Origin of the sequence: Brevibacillus formosus (genome assembly GCF_003013405.1) — a bacterium.
GTDB lineage: Bacteria > Bacillota > Bacilli > Brevibacillales > Brevibacillaceae > Brevibacillus > Brevibacillus formosus.
This window is the reverse complement of sequence record NZ_PXZL01000013.1, coordinates 35,327-53,075: the sequence shown is the minus strand read 5'-3', so window position 1 is coordinate 53,075 and position 17,749 is coordinate 35,327. Positions and strand designations below refer to the sequence as shown.

16 protein-coding genes are annotated in these 17,749 nt (G+C 46.5%); 8 read left to right on the top strand and 8 right to left on the bottom strand.

What is annotated here, in order from left to right:
- Positions 1 to 54: 54 nt before the first annotated feature.
- The 6 genes from C7R91_RS12720 to C7R91_RS12695 all read right to left on the bottom strand — a co-directional run bounded on the left by C7R91_RS12720 (position 55) and on the right by C7R91_RS12695 (position 4,427).
- Complete coding sequence (locus tag C7R91_RS12720; RefSeq protein WP_047068671.1) at positions 55 to 234, bottom strand: hypothetical protein; 180 nt, start codon at positions 232 to 234, stop codon at positions 55 to 57.
- Between the two features lie 240 nt (positions 235 to 474).
- Entirely contained in the window at positions 475 to 1,344 is an 870-nt protein-coding gene (locus C7R91_RS12715; protein ID WP_047068670.1) for an alpha/beta hydrolase, read from the bottom strand.
- An 81-nt stretch (positions 1,345 to 1,425) separates the two neighbouring features.
- Positions 1,426 to 1,866 carry an Rrf2 family transcriptional regulator gene (locus C7R91_RS12710; protein ID WP_047068669.1) on the bottom strand — a complete coding sequence of 147 codons (441 nt, stop codon included), beginning with the start codon at positions 1,864 to 1,866 and terminating at the stop codon, positions 1,426 to 1,428.
- Between the two features lie 80 nt (positions 1,867 to 1,946).
- Entirely contained in the window at positions 1,947 to 2,396 is a 450-nt protein-coding gene (locus C7R91_RS12705; protein WP_047068668.1) for a GNAT family N-acetyltransferase, read from the bottom strand.
- 17 nt (positions 2,397 to 2,413) lie between these two features.
- Positions 2,414 to 3,412, bottom strand: a complete 999-nt coding sequence (locus tag C7R91_RS12700) for a TIGR03943 family putative permease subunit (protein WP_047068667.1) — start codon at positions 3,410 to 3,412, stop codon at positions 2,414 to 2,416.
- Positions 3,413 to 3,422: 10 nt separating this feature from the next.
- Positions 3,423 to 4,427, bottom strand: coding sequence for a permease (locus C7R91_RS12695; protein ID WP_047068666.1), 1,005 nt, complete (start codon positions 4,425 to 4,427; stop codon positions 3,423 to 3,425).
- Between the two features lie 176 nt (positions 4,428 to 4,603).
- Between C7R91_RS12695 and C7R91_RS12690 the strand changes: the two genes are divergently transcribed.
- The 3 genes from C7R91_RS12690 to C7R91_RS12680 all read left to right on the top strand — a co-directional run bounded on the left by C7R91_RS12690 (position 4,604) and on the right by C7R91_RS12680 (position 7,225).
- The gene (locus tag C7R91_RS12690; RefSeq protein WP_047069462.1) at positions 4,604 to 4,993 is read left to right on the top strand and encodes an ArsR/SmtB family transcription factor; all 390 of its coding nucleotides are present in this window, start codon (positions 4,604 to 4,606) and stop codon (positions 4,991 to 4,993) included.
- Positions 4,994 to 5,135: 142 nt separating this feature from the next.
- Entirely contained in the window at positions 5,136 to 6,176 is a 1,041-nt protein-coding gene (locus tag C7R91_RS12685; RefSeq protein WP_047068665.1) for a flavin-containing monooxygenase, read from the top strand.
- 29 nt (positions 6,177 to 6,205) lie between these two features.
- Positions 6,206 to 7,225, top strand: a complete 1,020-nt coding sequence (locus C7R91_RS12680; RefSeq protein WP_047068664.1) for a cation diffusion facilitator family transporter — start codon at positions 6,206 to 6,208, stop codon at positions 7,223 to 7,225.
- A gap of 47 nt (positions 7,226 to 7,272) precedes the next feature.
- On the opposite strand, the gene acsA is transcribed toward C7R91_RS12680, so the two are convergent.
- Positions 7,273 to 8,988: an acetate--CoA ligase gene (gene acsA, locus C7R91_RS12675; RefSeq protein WP_047069461.1), complete on the bottom strand. Its 1,716-nt coding sequence runs from the start codon at positions 8,986 to 8,988 to the stop codon at positions 7,273 to 7,275.
- Between the two features lie 161 nt (positions 8,989 to 9,149).
- Between acsA and C7R91_RS12670 the strand changes: the two genes are divergently transcribed.
- The 5 genes from C7R91_RS12670 to C7R91_RS12650 all read left to right on the top strand — a co-directional run bounded on the left by C7R91_RS12670 (position 9,150) and on the right by C7R91_RS12650 (position 14,694).
- Entirely contained in the window at positions 9,150 to 10,049 is a 900-nt protein-coding gene (locus C7R91_RS12670) for a metallophosphoesterase (RefSeq protein ID WP_047069460.1), read from the top strand.
- Positions 10,050 to 10,091: 42 nt separating this feature from the next.
- Positions 10,092 to 11,099, top strand: a complete 1,008-nt coding sequence (locus tag C7R91_RS12665; RefSeq protein WP_047068663.1) for a PucR family transcriptional regulator — start codon at positions 10,092 to 10,094, stop codon at positions 11,097 to 11,099.
- 112 nt (positions 11,100 to 11,211) lie between these two features.
- Complete coding sequence (locus C7R91_RS12660) at positions 11,212 to 12,327, top strand: ABC transporter ATP-binding protein (RefSeq protein ID WP_047068662.1); 1,116 nt, start codon at positions 11,212 to 11,214, stop codon at positions 12,325 to 12,327.
- Positions 12,328 to 12,437: 110 nt separating this feature from the next.
- On the top strand, positions 12,438 to 13,208 hold the full coding sequence (locus tag C7R91_RS12655) for a Cof-type HAD-IIB family hydrolase (protein WP_047068661.1): 771 nt from the start codon (positions 12,438 to 12,440) through the stop codon (positions 13,206 to 13,208).
- Between the two features lie 85 nt (positions 13,209 to 13,293).
- Positions 13,294 to 14,694, top strand: a complete 1,401-nt coding sequence (locus C7R91_RS12650; protein WP_047068660.1) for a S8 family peptidase — start codon at positions 13,294 to 13,296, stop codon at positions 14,692 to 14,694.
- A gap of 92 nt (positions 14,695 to 14,786) precedes the next feature.
- On the opposite strand, the gene C7R91_RS12645 is transcribed toward C7R91_RS12650, so the two are convergent.
- A complete protein-coding gene (locus C7R91_RS12645; protein WP_052773370.1) occupies positions 14,787 to 17,720 on the bottom strand; it encodes a hypothetical protein in 2,934 nt (977 codons plus the stop codon).
- Between the last annotated feature and the right edge of the window lie 29 nt (positions 17,721 to 17,749).

Below are 17,749 nucleotides of genomic sequence, written 5' to 3'. Positions count from 1 at the left end.
ATCGAATAATTCACCGCTGTCACTATATATTTAGTCTATTTCTTTCTTACAGGATCACATCTTTGTTTCCTTTTTGGGAGAATCCTTCGCAACCAGGAACCCTCCCATCAGGCAGAGAATCACCCCAAGCCCTGATAAAATATAGCCGTATTCAAAGGTCTGTAAATAATATTGCAAAACAAACAGGACCATCCCTATTACGATAGCAATTTTGCCAACCCATTGTTTTCTCACAATTTAATCCTCCGTATACAAGATCTTTGGCTGTAAAACAAGAAATCCTTCATGATACCTTCTACGTTGTCCCCTACCTTATCGTTTCGGAATTTTTTGCCCCTTTTTCGCCACGAAAAAAGCACCCTCTAAAATATTCATCGGCTTCAACAACAGGGTGTGTTCCAATGGCTATTTTAAGGGGGGCACGTTACGGGGCTGTCTTTTTTATGAGATCCTTCTCTATTAGGTCACTAGCGTTTATTTTAAATGTTCGTCGAAAAAAGCTTTAACAACATCCATCGTTTGCTGTTGTGTGAAACCGTTATGCCCTGCTCCTTTAATTTTATACATACTTGCATTGTTTCCAGCTCTGCGCAATGCATAAAAAAGTTCAACGCTTTGTTCATAGGGCACTACATCATCTGCGTCACCATGCATAATCAATATGGGCGGAGCATCCGAACGAACATACTCGATGGGACTCGCTTCTCTTGCTCTTGCTTGATTCTCTTGAATCGCTCCTCCCACTAGCTTAGACTCCGGCGAATGTGGTGAATCATGGTCAAAAACAGAAGGGTATTTGCTCATGGACAGTAATTCGGTTGGCCCAAACCAATCCACAACTGCTTGAACCACACATTGATTTTCCTCTGATCCCAAAGCATCTAACCCTGCTAGTAAAGCTAAGTGTGCACCGGAGGAATCTCCCCATAGACCGACTTTGCTTGGATCTATGTTGTACTTCGCAGCATTTGATTTTAGAAATTGTATCGCATCCTTCACATCATCGAGTTGAGCAGGAAAAATAGCCTCTGAACTAAGGCGGTATTGCACGCTTGCAACGACATACCCGCGTTTGGCGAATTCTGACAGCTGTGGGATAAAGGCGAACAAATCTTGGTCGCTCCATCCCCATCCACAACCTTGCAGATAGATAATCAATGGATAAACCTCTTTGTTACCCTCTCGATTAAATAGAGCATCCATCGGATTTCTATATACCAATAAGTTTAGCTTTAAAGGGTTGTTCCCTTTGTCGGAATAAATGATGTTTGGAATAAGTTGAAGAAATGAATTTACATCTTGATCCCAGTGAAGTTCTTTAATTTCAGATTCATAACCAACCATTGCTAAATCCTCCTTGTGTAATCATTTTTTTGAGAGGGTGGGCTCGTTGTTAGTAAAACACTTACAACAAAACCAAAAAAATTATGCTCCCGAAGAAGCATTTTTTTTTCTAATCATGATCTCAGTAATTTCATGGATGGAGACTGCTCTCAAGACCTCTTCCATAGCTTGTTGTGCCTTCAATAAATAGATTTCCAAAACATCATGGATATTAGATCCAACCCAACAATTTGGATTGGGATTTTCATGCCAATGGAAGAGTTCACCCTCGACGACTACATCGACGGCTTGATAAACGTCGTATAAAGAAATAGAAACTGGTTCTTTTAACAAGTATGCTCCACCCGATCCACGTTTCACTCCGATTAATCCGGCTTTTTTCAAAAGTCCACTGATTTGCCGAATATATCCCGCATTAATATTCACACTATCGGCTATTTGCTCTGAGGTCATATTATCGGTACGGACACTTATAAGCGACAGTATATGTACTGCGATGGTGAATCTGTTACTGATTTTCATTGTACCACCCCTCGTTGTAACCAATATACTAACAACGAAAGGTGGTGTCAAGCAATCTATAGCAGTGGATGTGCGAAGACTTACTTTATCCTTTTCTCGAAAAAAGATAGCCAAAGACCGGGCTTCACTTCTTTTTTATCCGTCAAGGTAAAACCATGTCTCCCATACAACCGTACGGCCGGTTCGTTCAAAGAACCAGTCGCGACGATGATCTTGCTGCTGCCATGCTCGTGGACAGAGGCAAGCAATTGACTCGCGATTCCCTTGCGAAAATGAATAGGATCTACAATCATTCGGTGAATATCCAATGTATCTCCTTCGATCAAAAAAGATACAGCCCCAGCCAGCTCGCCTCCTTCTATGTAGCCATAAAACGTTTCTCCACATGCTCTCAGTTGTTCTACTGATTCTCGCAGGGGAGGAATATCTTCTGTACCAATTATCTCTGCCTCTACACGATATGCTCTTTGCTGCATGTTCCAAAGTTTTTGTACCGTTTGTTCATCCTGTAAATCTAGTCGCACGATCATTTCGGTTCCCCCGCATTTTAACTGTCTGTTGCTGCTTCAAAGCTGTAATACACATAAGGATCTTTCGGCGCGGAGACGGCTTCTACCTGAGATGCTTTGAGCACTAGCATGTCGTATCCGTCTACCTGACGCAGCTCGAGCTTTCCACGAACTTTTACCCAGCTATCTTTTGCCCATTTGTTCGCGTCATCCTTTTCCACCAGAACGCCGTAAACACTGGAATCTGCTGTACAGCAGGTGACGGAAAAACGCGCTACAACAAACTGCTGCTTGGTAAAATCAGGCTGCCGATATACAAATCCCATCGTTTCAAGCTCTTTCCCAGCAAATTCTTTTGCATATAGCTCCATTGTGGTGAGTCCGTCCAAGAACACTTTGTCATTCAGTTCAATCACTGGCTGTTTATGTAAAAAGACGGCGATATCCGTATAAAAGTCACCAAATCCCCCGTTCGAGAATCGTTGCCGCAATTGCTCGTCGTCTGTTGCTTGCACTGGGGGTGTTGCTACTTGATTGGTAGTCTCTGACTGCGGTTCTACGCTTGGCTCGGCATCTTCTTTTACCTCTGCTGTCTGCTTTGCATTCTCTGTTGCATTCGCATTCATATTCGCGTTCGCCGTGACATCCGCCAGCTTTCGTACATCATTGCTGAGTAGCGTGATCCCCCGCTTCTCGGCTACATCACTGCCAAGAATTTTATCCGGCATGACAAATCCCATTACGATGGGGAGTATAAACAAGCTATAAACCAAAAGGGAGCCCATAGGTGTACGCGGAACTTTGTGCTGCTCCTCACAATCGCAATCGTAAACGCTACTGCCAACAAAAATTTGCCGTATGCTGACAATTGTCAACAGGGCCAGGATGACGAGTGTGACATAGCTGAACATGTGCAATCGCGGTGCGAGATAATGACTGAGTGTTTCCGACAGGATCAAATAGGCCAATAACGCTGTAATGCCTGCCAAAATCAAACTGCGCATGATATGATGACGCTTCAATTTGTTCTGATCCATATTCTCCTCCTTACATCGGTATGAGCATGGTGACGCAAATCACCAAAAGCGTAATAGCTACGACCAGCTTGACAACAAAACCAAAGCGAAACGTTCCAAATAGCATCAACGTCGTTTTTAAATCGAGCATGGGGCCAAAAACCAGAAAGGCAAGCAACGAGCTGCTTGAAAATGTATTGGCAAAGGAAGCAGCGATAAACGCATCTGCCTCTGAGCAAAGCGAAAACAAGTACGCCATCCCCATCATGACCAAATTGGAGGTGAGCGGTGTTTGACCGATGTCCATGAGCGTATCCCGGCTGATGTACACCTGTAAAAGCGCACTGATAAACGCACCAAACAACAAATATTTCCCCATGTCGAAAAATTCATCCACCGCGTGGGCAAACGTCGAGGATAGCTTTCCACCCGTCGCTTTTACATGGTCGGCTTCATGACTGATTTGCGATTCCATGCCGAGCCGTATTGGATTTTTTTTGACAAACAGGAACACAAGCATGCCTACAATTAGCGCAACAACGAATCCCGCAATGCCCCGGTAGAGAGCCATTTCCGGCTGACGCGCGAAAGCCACATAGGTCGATGACAAAACAACGGGATTCACAATCGGTCCCGCCAATAAGAAAACAATCCCGACTGACAGCGGCATCCCTTTTTGTATCAAGCGACGAACCACAGGGATAATGGCACATTCACATACGGGGAATAAAAATCCCAGTAACCCGGCAAACGGCAGGGCAACGAGTGGATGCTTCGGTGTCCAACGCCTTACCTGCTCTTCTGTCACAAACGTCTGGATAAACGCAGAAAAGAATACACCCAAGAGGACAAACGGGATTGCTTCCAGCCAAATACTAAGGAAAAAGGTTTTCACATCAAGCCACAAAGGGGACCATTCTATGCTCCAACCGGAAAACAAGCCGCTGTCCCTGCCCATTGTTAACCAAACGACACTTAGTCCAAGCAGGAGCGCCCCGATTATTTCAACCAGGAATTGGCGAATCTTCAGAATCAAGTGGAATTTCTCTCCTCTCTTTTCGCAAATAGGTATCATTCCTATTTATATAAAGGCACCGATATTTCCTTCTTTTCCTTGACCTTTTTTTACAAAATGAACAGGTTGTCCAGCCTTCCCTTCCCCCTTTATCCGTCTTATAATGGTGGAAAATGGTACGGTTTGGGGTGAAGGAAATGAGCGAAGACATTCAGCGCATTCCCACTGATCTAGAGGTTTGTGAAGTCCAGACGATCGACGAAGAAAAAGTAAACAGGCTTCGGCCCAGAATGATGGAGACGGAAGGTGTCGCCCCTCTCTTCAAGGCTCTTGCAGATGATACGCGAGCAAAAATCATTTATGCGCTGGCACTTGAAGGAGAGCTATGCGTATGCGATGTCGCTGCAACCATCAATAGTTCGATTCCCAATACCTCCCACCATCTGCGCTTGTTAAAAAACATGGGTCTCGCCCGGTACCGAAAAAATGGCAAGCTCGTCTATTACTCACTCGACGACGATCATGTCCGCCATTTAATCATGTGTGGTATTGAGCATGCTGCCGAATTGAAGCAATCAAAGCCGTAAATCCACTGGCTTTTATCCGGGTCCGTCACCAATAGTGGCGGCCTTTTTTGCTGATGTCCAAAAAACATTCAAACAATTACTTGAATATAATAATGAATATGGTATGATTTAGGTAATCCTTACCGGAAAGAAGGCCCGAATCATGAACGACTATGACGTCATCGTAATTGGCGGAGGGCAGGCAGGACTTGCTCTCGGTTATGCTCTCAAGCGTAAAAGCCGCCGTTTTGTCATCTTGGAGCAAAACAAACGGATTGGTGATAGTTGGCGCAAGCGGTACGATTCACTCGTACTTTTTACGCCTCGCAAATATAATTATCTGCCTGGCCTCGCTTTCCCTGGAGAGCCGCATACACTCCCAAACAAAGACGATGCAGCAGATTATCTGGAATTGTACGCGAAACGTTTTGAATTGCCAGTCATGCTCGGAACTACCGTTTTGGAACTTAGCCATGCCGGATCTAGATTTCAGGTTCGGACACCAGACAGCTTGCTCTTCGCGAACCAGGTAGTGATTGCTACGGGGCCCTTTCATACACCCTATATCCCAGCTATCGCAAACAGCTTGGACCCCAGCATTCGTCAATGGCACACCGAGCAGTACAAAAATGAAAGCCAGCTCATTGACGGTCCTGTCCTCGTCGTGGGCAGTGGCAACTCTGGCGCACAAATCGCAGTAGAGCTTGCCGCTCATCGACCCGTTATTTTTTCACAAGGCGAATCACGTTCTTACTTGCCGCTCTTCATTTTTGGAAAACCTATCTTTGATTACATGAAGGTACTCGGATTACTTGATGTCCCCCGCTCCACCTGGCTTGGACAAAAATTGAGTCAATCACCTGATCCCATTTTCGGTTACAAAAAGCAGGTCCGCGAATTGTCCAGATCCGGAGCACTGCGATTGGTTCCCCGGGCAGTACAGGTGAATGGAAACACTGCTATTTTTGCTGATGGAACTCAAGCAACGGTTAATAACATATTGTGGGCTACCGGTTTTCGACCGAACTACGATTGGCTTAACGTCCCTAATTTGCTCGATTCCCACGGCCGACCGATTCATCATCGCGGGATAACAAAAGTTCCTGGCCTATCCTTTCTCGGGCTGCCCTGGCAGCATACACGAGGATCAGCGCTTATGGGCGGTGTTGGGAATGACGCGCTTTATTTAGCAGAGCATCTATAATTCATTCATGTTATAAGGAGGACACAATTATGGGATTTCATCATCACGATCATGGAGATGGTCATGGTCACGACCACCATCACCATGGAAAAGGAGCCAGTAAACGAGCTCTTCTCATTTCTTTCCTCATCATTGCTGTATTTTTGGTTGTAGAAACCATCGGGGGCTTCCTCACCAATAGCTTGGCGTTGCTCTCTGACGCTGGACATATGCTAAGTGATGCATTAGCGCTTCTATTGAGCTTGATCGCTGTTCATTTCGCTTCACGACCACCTTCTGCCAAGAGAACATTTGGGTTGAAACGTTTTGAAATCTTGGCTGCACTGACCAATGGTGTGACACTCGTGCTGATCTCCTTGTTCATTTTCTGGGAAGGGTTCCAACGCATGTGGAATCCCCCTGAGGTTGCCAGTGGCTCCATGATCATTATTGCCTCAGTTGGACTCTTGGCAAATATTGCTGCAGCGATGGTACTCATGCGTGGTGACACCAAGAACAACGTCAATGTACGCAGCGCCTATCTCCACGTTCTCGGCGATCTTCTCGGTTCTGTCGGTGCAATCGTTGGTGGTATCCTGATGTGGGCTTTTGGCTGGTACATTGCCGACCCGATCATCAGTATCGTCGTGGCTGTCCTGATCATGCTGAGCGCATGGCGCGTAACGAAAGAATCCGTCAATATTTTGCTGGAAGGAGCCCCTTCCCGGCTGGATACGGCAAAAGTGGAAGAACGACTCAGTCAGCTGTCTGGAGTTATCAAAGTGCATGACCTGCACATTTGGACGGTTACTTCCGGATTTGATTCCCTGACATGCCATCTGGTTGTTCAGGACGATTTGCCCAGCTACCCTGTGTTAAATGACGCACTGGTCCTTTTGGAAAAAGAATTCGGCATTACACACGCTACCATTCAGATTGAGAACTCCTCTACTGTACATGGTGACTTACATTGCCAGGCAACAGCCGATTCCCATGATCACGATCATAACCATAAGCATGAGCACAACCACGACCATCCGCATGATCATAAACAACATAACCATTCCTAAAAAAAGAAACCATCTCCCGACATTTCGAGAGATGGTTTTTCTTGTGATTAATCTTCCATCGTAGACAGGTCACCAGTTGGTAGACCTAATTCCCACGCTTTCAAGACGCGGCGCATGATTTTTCCGGAACGAGTTTTTGGCAACTTGTCGCGGAATTCGATTTCACGAGGAGCAGCATGTGCAGCCAATCCTTCCTTTACAAACTTGCGAATCTCTTCCATCAACGCTTCACTTGGCTCATATCCAGCTCGCAGCGCGATGAATGCTTTGATAATTTCACCACGAACCGGATCTGGTTTGCCGATGACGCCTGCTTCGGCTACTGCTGGATGCTCCACGAGCTTGCTCTCTACTTCAAACGGACCAACTCGCTCACCCGAAGTATTGATCACATCATCAATACGGCCTTGGAACCAGAAGTAGCCTTCTTCATCCCTGTATGCAGAATCCCCGGATACATACCAGCCTGGGATGCTGAAGTATTCCTCGTACTTCGCTGGGTTGTTCCAGATTTGTCTCATCATGGCCGGCCAGCCCGCACGGATGGCCAGGTTCCCCATACGATTCGGCGGCAGCTCATTTCCTCGATCGTCAATAATCGCTGCATAAATACCTGGGAACGGCTTACCCATCGATCCAGGCTTGATTGCCATACAGCGATAGTTAGAAATCAGCTGAGCACCTGTTTCCGTCATCCACCAGTTGTCGTGAATGCGTTGATTGAACACGCGCATGCCCCAATGAACGACTTCTGGATTGAGTGGTTCGCCAACGCTCAGGACGTGACGCAGACTGGATAAGTCAAACTGCTTGACGAGTTCATCCCCTGCCCCCATGAACATGCGGAACGTAGTCGGAGCACTGAACCAAATCGATACTTTGTTTTTCTCAATCACTTTATACCAGTCTTCGGGAGTGAAACGTCCACCACGTACGACAATGGTTGCTCCATTCAACCAAGGCGAAAAAATGCCATACGAAGTACCCGTTACCCAGCCTGGGTCTGCTGTGCACCAATAAATATCATCCTCTTGCAAGTCGAGAATCCATTTCCCAGTTTGGTAATGCTGGATCATGGCATTGTGGACGTGGAGGACACCCTTTGGCTTACCGGTTGAGCCTGAGGTATAGTGCAGGATCATGCCATCCTCACGATCGACCCATTCGATTTCCAGCTCGGTGGAGGCTTCTTCCATCGCTTTTTCAAAGCGGATATGACCTTCTTTTAGCTCCTCTTCTGCACCCACAACAATCACGTGTTTTAGTGCAGGCAGGTCGTTTACTGGAATACGTGGCAAAAGTGCAGGTGTCGTAACGATCGCAATGGCTTCGCTGTTTTCCAAACGATCACGCACAGCCGCTTCCATGAACGCTTCAAATAGCGGCCCTACGATTGCGCCAACCTTGATCGTACCTAAAACGCTTACATAAAGCTCCGGCGAACGCGGCATAAAGACGAAAACGCGGTCCCCTTTCACAATGCCCAAATTCCGCAAAACATTCCCGAATTTATTGGATAATTCACTTAATTGTGCAAAAGTATAAGTCTCGTCTCTCGTCGCATTGCTGTACATCAAAGCGATTTTGTCTTTCCGATCCGTAGCGAGATGTCGATCAATGGCTTCATACACCATGTTCACTTTCCCGGTCTCATACCAAGAGAATTGCTTCTCCACATCCGCCCAATCAAAATTCGCATATGCTTCGTCATAATTTTCCAGATTATAAGGGCCTTCCGTTGCTGGAATTTTCTCCACGTTCATGTCTTCACTCTCCCACTCTACATCGTTTTTCTCACTACGCAACATTCATAATATTTCTACATTTTTTGCGTAATTCCTCCTACCAGAACCTACTTATTCGATCGTGAACTTTTTCTAGTATAATGACAGTATTCTTACCGCAAAGGAGATGGCTGACCATGATGATCTGGTTTATTTTACTTGGCGCTATCGCCTTGTTGCTTTTTCGAGCCTATCGCAATACATTTGATGTTCAAATAAAAGAAGTAGCGATACCCTTGCAAAAATCCCGACACCTTCAACAACCGCATGATTTTGAGCCGATTTCGATCTTGCACTTGTCTGATTTGCACATGGAAAACTTATCGGTACGGCCCCAGCGCATTGTCGATGACTTCTCGCAGCGTCAGGTAGACCTGATTGCGATTACCGGCGACTTGCTTGACCGTGAAATAAACATTCCGAAGGCAGTTGCTTTTGTGCAATGTCTCCAGCAATTGCAGCCGACACTCGGAACCTATGTGGTTTTTGGCAATCATGACTATGTTCTTGCCCCTTTCAAGCTCGCCCAGCTGAAATCAGAGTTAGAGCGTATTGGCTGCCGTGTTCTTATCAATGAAAATGAAACCATTTATCACAAAGGGCAGCCCCTGCACATTATCGGTGTGGATGATTTCAGCACGCGCCATAGCAACCTGGCCAAGTCTTTCTTCGGTGTACCCGAGACAGGAGCAAGGCTCGTCTTGACTCATGATCCTAATATAGTTTTGCACATGAAAGAGTATGCTTACGATTATTTGTTGTCAGGGCATTTTCACGGAGGACAGATCCATTGGCCTCGCCCCTTTCATCTCGCAACGATGGGGAAACTGCCTAAGCTAAATATCGTGAAAGGTCTTCACGAGATGGATGGTCGATCCTTTTACATCAGTGAGGGCTTGGGGCAAACAGGGGTAAACATCCGTCTGCGTTCCCGTCCCGAGATAACCTTGCATGTCCTGGGCACTGATGCTCCATACAACGATTTGGCCACTCCAGCTCCAGCCCTACAAGAAACCGCTGCCACGCTCGCCCTCGACTAAGGTATAATAACCTTACTTTCGTGTCGAGATGGGGGTCACCTTGTGGAAAAATGGAAGAGAGATGTCGAGCACATCCGACAAACGACGCATTTTCCTATCGAATATGTACAAGTCTCACAAACAAAAGCAGCACATATCCAACAGGATTGGGTACAAAAAGGCTGGGAGCAAGTTGCCCGCCATTCGAGTAACGATGTAGTGACATTGATCCTTATCGAAACGGCATCGTGGCACACTTCAGCCCGAGCGTTGTTGGATCTGATTTTTCCTCATGTGGATGATCCAGCAACGCTTCCTCTCCCAAAACAGATATCCAATTGGCTTTCGAGCATTGTCACTGGCTCCCCTGTTGCAATCCCTGCTCAACTCGAAGCAAAATGGCCGTGGAAAGAAGCGCGCGTCTCCTTTTTATTAGAGCGATGCAGACCGGATCGAAAGGGAGAATGGGATTCCTTGCAGCCCTTGCTGCATGATTTTTTTGAAGGAGGACCCGATTTTATTCCGTTAACGCAAACACATGCCCTTCTCATCGTCCCTGTCTCCATGCTCGATCATCAGAAAACGTCTTCAGAGCTTTTAGAGTGGGCATCTGGCCTGCATGATCTGATTTCGATGGAATGGATGGAACCCGTTCGACTTGTTGTCGGATCGCCAATCACGAGTCCACTTACATTGGGCGACACTCTATTACGACAATTATCACTTGCCCGTGCCCTTCAATCCTATCGACCACAAATGATGGTTGCTGGAGATTGGTCTTATCCGTTAGAACGATGGGCAGCTTCTCTCCCCAAAGAAATAGCAGCCGCTATCGCAAACGAGCTGGCTGCTGTCATAACCGTTCCGCACATGACAGATGAACAACTGGAAACATTAGATACATTGTTCGCCAGACAATTGAATGTAAGCGATACAGCACGACAGCTTTTCCTTCATCGGAATACACTGTTGTATCGATTGGACAAGCTGACGGAACAAACCGGATTAGACCCGCGATTGTTTCCTGATGCCGTCCTGCTCCAGCTCTACCTGCTCTTTCGTCAAAATTAACAAAACATTTCGTATATACTGTCCGTATCCAACTTGCAAATGAATTGGTACCCTACTCTTACAGTCATCCAAGAATTTTCTCTCTCCACAAACACGAGGAGGTGCCTTTTTCATGGCAAAGGTAAGTCTTTCCCACATTTATAAACGATATGGAAACAACGTTACGGCAGTTGACGATTTTCACTTGGAAATTCAAGATCGCGAATTCCTCGTTCTAGTCGGACCATCTGGTTGTGGAAAATCTACCACGCTGCGCATGATTGCAGGTCTGGAAGAGATTTCGGAAGGTGATTTATACATAGGCGATCGCCGTGTCAACGATGTGGCTCCCAAAGATCGGGACATCGCCATGGTTTTTCAAAGCTATGCACTCTATCCGCATATGAATGTATACGAAAATATGGCTTTCGGTCTGAAATTGCGCAAATTCTCCAAATCCGATATTGATAAGCGAATTCAAGACGCAGCGCGAATCCTCGATATTTCGCATTTGCTAGACCGCAAGCCAAAAGCGCTGTCAGGGGGACAAAGACAGCGTGTCGCATTAGGGCGCGCGATCGTGCGTGAACCGCAAGTATTTTTGATGGATGAACCGTTGTCCAACCTCGATGCAAAGCTGCGTGTACAAATGCGCACGGAAATTTTGAAACTGCATCAACGCTTGAATACCACGATCATTTATGTGACGCACGATCAGACAGAAGCCATGACCATGGGAGACCGGATCGTCGTCATGAAGGACGGCCTTATCCAACAGGTTGCCACCCCGACCGAAATCTACAATCATCCAGTCAATCTGTTTGTAGCGAGCTTCATCGGCTCCCCTGCCATGAACTTTGTGAAAGGAAATCTTTCCGAAAAAGACGGGGCACTCTATTTTGATGCGCAAAATATTCATGTACGCTTCCCAGAAGATAAAGCTAAGACTTTACGGGAAAAAGGTTATGTAAATAAGCAGGTTATTTTTGGGATTCGCCCTGAGGACATTTACAGCGACGCCTCCTTTATGGAAGCAAATCCATTTGAGAGCGCATTGGAAGCAGAAGTTGAAGTCGTAGAAAATATGGGCTCTGAATTGTATGTATATTTCCACAATATTGGGGATACCCAGATGGTAGCGCGCGTGGATTCTCGTGAAGCGCTAAAACCTAAGATGAAGGTAAAACTAGCCATGGATCTTGCCAAATGTCATGTATTTGACAGCGAAACAGAAGTAGCTGTATTCTAATAGCGAAATGAGAAGGAGTGTCCCATCCGGCATTCCTTTTCCTATTTTTTGTGCAAAACCTTTATAGAGAGAACACCTAGAGAGATAGCGTGGAGAGGAGCGGATAAGAAGTGGCTTATCAAATCGTCTTTTTTGACATTGACGGAACCTTACTGAACACCGATCACATCATTCCACAAACAACGGTGGACGCCGTACAAACATTAAAACAAAACGGTATCCATGTCGCGATCGCAACAGGCCGAGCTCCTTATCATTTGATGCCAATCGCTGAGCAACTGGGCATTGAGACATTCGTGGGCTTTAACGGGTCGTATGTGAAGAGTGAAGGGAAGATCATCCATCATACGCCAATTGCTACAGATACTTTGGCAAAGCTCGAACAAATGGCTGAGGGTCATTCCCATCCCATGGTATTTTTGAGTGCAGATCACTTCTATGCCAATGCGATGGATCACCCACATATCATCGAGTCTTTTGATTGGTTGGGACTGGAATACCCAGCGTATCGCCATCGCTACTGGGAGGAAACGCCGATTTATCAAGCATTTCTCTACTGTGGCCCAGATGAAGCGAAGTACACAGGAGAATTCCGTGACGTCTCTTATATTCGTTGGCATGAACACTGCATGGATATTTTGCCTCCAAATGGCTCCAAGGCAAAAGGAGTTGAAGCCGTCTTGAAACATTTTGGACTCACTCCTGCTGATGCTGTTGCCTTTGGAGACGGATTGAACGACAAAGAGATGCTCTCCTATGTTGGCATGGGGGTAGCGATGGGTAATGCTCATGAAGAATTGAAGCCGTTCGCCAACATGATTACGCGCCACGTAAACGACAGTGGCATCCAATATGGTTTAGCAAAGCTTGGCTTAATCTAATCACGCTAATTGTAAGCTATTTCCTTCATAATCACTCCCTTCATGTGCACGATATAGATAACAGCACTGGAGGGAGTGAGTTTTTTTGCGCGTCTGGCCTTTTGTTGCCGCTATTGCCTTGGTCGGTCTCGTAGTTGTCCCGTATCGGATGAATCAGAATGCAGAGCAGGAAATGCGCGAACCTCATCCCCACGTGACATCGCTGCAGGCGAGAATTCCCCGGATTAACTACATTGAACAGGTGAAAGATATTCGTCGTGACTTGGAGAAAAAAAGCCATATTCAAACGCTTCATCATAACCAGCGTGATCGCAGTCATTATGTAGAAAATGAAGTCGTCGTGCGCTTTTCACCTCGACCCAAGCAAGAAAAAATTGATCAGCTCGTTTCTTCGTTGGATGCCAAGATCAAGCGCGACGTTGACAAATTTCTCATTATCAAATCAAAGAGCATGACTACCAAGCAGCTTATGAAAAAACTCGCTGAACACCCTGACTCGGTATATGCCGAACCGAATTATCTCCTACTCCCCAATGTGAAGCCGAACGATACGTACTACAATGAATACCAGTGGAATCTTTCTCTGATCGGCATGGAACAAAGTTGGGACGTCAGTGAAGGCAGCAGCGATGTTATCGTGGCAGTCGTCGATACGGGAGTTGATATGAAGCATCCAGAATTTGCTGGTAAGCTGGTCAAAGGCTACAACGTTTTGGATGGCAGCAACACCCCTCAGGATGATAATGGTCATGGAACCCACGTATCGGGTGTCATTGCCGCGAAAACGAACAACGCAGATGGTATTGCCGGTATGTCCTGGAATAGCAGGCTCATGCCGATCAAAGCCATTGGCGCAGACGGTTCGGGATCAGCTGTAGACATCGCACAAGGGATTTATTGGGCGACTGATAACGGTGCAGATGTCATCAACTTGAGCGTAGGCAACTACACCTCCTCTGCGGCTCTACGGGAAGCTTGTCGCTACGCCTTTGAAAGGAATGTCGTGTTGGTTGCGGCTTCCGGAAACGATGCGAGTGATCAGCCTAGCTTTCCTGCTGCCTATGATGAGGTCCTCGCCGTTGCCGCTGTCGATCACCGCAAAGAACGTGCTGATTTTTCCAACTTTGGTGATTATGTAGATGTATCTGCTCCTGGGGTCGATATTCCGAGCACATACATTTATAGCGATTACGCCTCGCTATCAGGTACTTCAATGGCATGTCCTCACGTCGCTGCACTCGCTTCGCTCATCCGTTCCATTCATCCCGATATGAACACCCGAGACGTGATGAATCTCATCAGACAGTCCGCAACTGACCTCGGAGCTCCAGGTCACGATCAGTTGTACGGGTACGGTATGATTAACGTGAACCAAGCCCTTCGCCAAGCCCAGCCGGTCGAGGAAGTCAAAACCGAACAGCCTCCAAAAACAATCGGGGGCTTGCTCAATAAATTCTTTCAACGACTGCGTTTTGGTGGGCAATAAGCTTAGTGAACAAAAAGACGTACGAACTGATTTAGGGCTCGTACGTCTTTTTTATATGGGACCACGCCCTTATTTCTCTGTTAAATCGGATGTCACTGAGGCTTGGGCATACCATATGTTTCATAAGCCTTGCGCAAAATCTCAAAGCTCTGCTTTTTGCGTTCATGGTACGTGGGCAGATCCCATTTGTCCCATTGGTACAAGAGTGGTTTGGAAGCTTCCCGCGAGAATGGCTTTTGATTGGAATGTGCAAATACTTCCACTCCAACACCTTTACTTTCAGTTGGAACGATTCCATTCTCCTCATACGGGTATTTCCAAACCTGTTTGCTGCTCGGGTCAGTATACCCCAGAAACATCCAAGGAATCCGTATTTCCAAAACATTACCCTTTGCATACCAATCTGCCAATGAGTTGTACGTCGGATCTTCTGGATCGGAAATCCCTGGCTTCATGATGCCCACTTCCAGCTCTTCGAAAGGTACTGTTTTCTTGGTTTCCGGTAAATACAATGCTTTGTTGAGTGTCAGCTTCCATGGCAAGAATATGCCCCGATCTGCTTGATCATAACGCTCGTCCCAAGGCAGCATTCCCTTAATATACCCATATAGCCAACTATGCTGATCATAGGCGCTATTGACAAAAATACGAGAATTGCTTTCCCCTTGCATTCGCAGCAAAAATTCGATCTCTTGGGAAAATGTAATTCCTGGTGCTTGATCAGCGGTTCGACTCCCACCACTCAGCGTATCAAAGCCAATATCCAGCCTGTCCTTTGAGAAATCCCAAACTCCTTCGCTCTTCTTTAGCATGAGATACAGGTACGCTTCATCGTGTGAAACAGAGAGTTCAAATCCGGGATAAGCACGTTTGACTCGCTGAAGTCTTTTTTCCCAATCTGCTGTTTTCCCATCAAGGATGATCTGGTCAGAGACGTAATTACCGGGTTCGACCGCGATGACACCAAATTTTTCCTCGTTCGTTAACGGATTGTTCCACATCGCCCTCCGCTCCCAAGGCAGCTCCAGGTCAATCGTATTCCAGGTAAATTTGAACCATTCATCCTGCCATGCGAATAAAAGTGCGCCATCGTAACCCTCTTCATAAATATTGCGTAGCATGTCAGCGTTTATCTCACCTTGCTCTTGTTCCGTATGCATTCCTTGATTCCGTCCAGCTGGCCCATAATGAGTCATTCCACGCGAGCTGGGTACGCCATATTCGGCAACTAACAATGGGATTCCTTTATGGTGGGCACGCAAATCATGTAAGTATCCGGCATACGGATTTATCTTGCCGCTTGAATCCCGGTATGTTTGGTACTTTCCCTCATATCGCAAAAAGTCCGGGTAATACGGATAGACATGATAAGCGGCAAAATAACCGGCTGTCCATTCCGCCGATGCTTTCAAATTCATTGGATCGATCGAGACCATATCCTCTTGTGGCAGCGGCTCATTGGGATGAGCCAGAGGATCAGTCGTCAGCCAGTTTGTGAACGATACTGGATGTTGCCAGCCGTATTTCATCTCTTCCTCAGCCAAATAATCAAGCATGGAGGCAAGCCAACTTTCAAAAGGAGACGCTTTTTCCGTTGCTAAGATGTTTTTTCCCTGATAAGGAGGCATGTCCAGATGAGATGCATTCGTCACCTGTACCGTATATGGATGCCACTCGGTACCGAGTATCCACCCTACCAAGTATTCCGATACATCTGTTCGATATTCACCGCTTGCACGGCCGTACCGCTCCGGGAGAGTCACGTCTCCATGGACTGCTTGTACCGCGTCTTTAATCTCTTGGCGAAAATCTCTGGTTATCTCGGGAGTAAATGCATCCCGTCCTTTCCGATCTTCACCCGCGAGCGCTTCATCCGGCGACCAGATTCCTTGCAGTAGGAGCAACGGCTCTTCTTGTTTTTGGTTGAACTCGTGTAAGGCCTCATAAAAAATCGGAGGTAGAATCGTATAAATGCGGACGACTTTGTTATTCATTTCCTTCATCTGCGAAAACCAGCGCAAGTAATCTTCGCGGGTCGGGGAGAGCTCTCCAGGATAGTGTCCTGGTGTCGTTGCACCGAGGTTGATTCCCGCCCAAAACACGGGTTCCCAGCCTTGCCCGTTGTAGAGGGCAATATCCCCGCCGTCTACTTTGGCAACCAGCTTTTTGCCTTCACCTTCGAATACAGGCATCGGTTTTGCTGCTTTGCTTGCTTCCATTTGGGCTTCGCTTTTTTTGACCAGTTCCTTCCACTTCTCGTAATCATGAATGGCGTACCCGGCGTAGCCTCCAAATTCTTCGAGATTATCTTCGAGAACGGCCAGCTGCTCCTCCAATCCGCCATGCCCTTCCTCATAAAAGGTTGTGTTTTCTCCCTCTGCGCTTTGCAGCAGGTTAAGGCCTACGATTACTTTGTTTTTTTGATCGTTCGCTTCGTTCATGATCGGGTTCACAATTTCCAATACCCCGTTCGGTCCCTCTACCCTGTCGCGATAGGCCATTAATGTTACATGATCTAGCGTGCTGACCAGCCATTTGCTGACAGTTTCCGATTTGTCTTCCAGCGACAGCTCGTACATCCAAAACGGAATATCGACACTTAGCTCCAACGCCGGATCCTTTTTGATTTCCGCGGACAAGTACTCGATATTGGCTATCCATTCGTTTTTGATTACTTCCTTGTTCTCATTCCATTCGGGTAGTACGTGAGGTTCAATATCAAGATGGAGGCCACTAAATCTTTCACCTTCCCCTGCTGATTTATTATAGGTCTGAACCCAGTTTACAAAGGTGGTAATACTTTTTCGATTGGAAACAAGAGACCAGACCGGATCTCCTGCAAGAGCATCTACTCGAATGCCGGATGCATTTGCTTCCTTAATAAAGGAACGATAATCTTGATGGGCAACATTTTCTTGATCAATATGCAAATAAATGAGATTGACGTCATGTTGCTTGGCAAATGCGATGATATCTTCTTTTTCTGTGATAATGAGCTGTGTATTCCAAATCCAGGTTGCGATCATCGGCGGAGTCCTATACAAATAAGCGATGA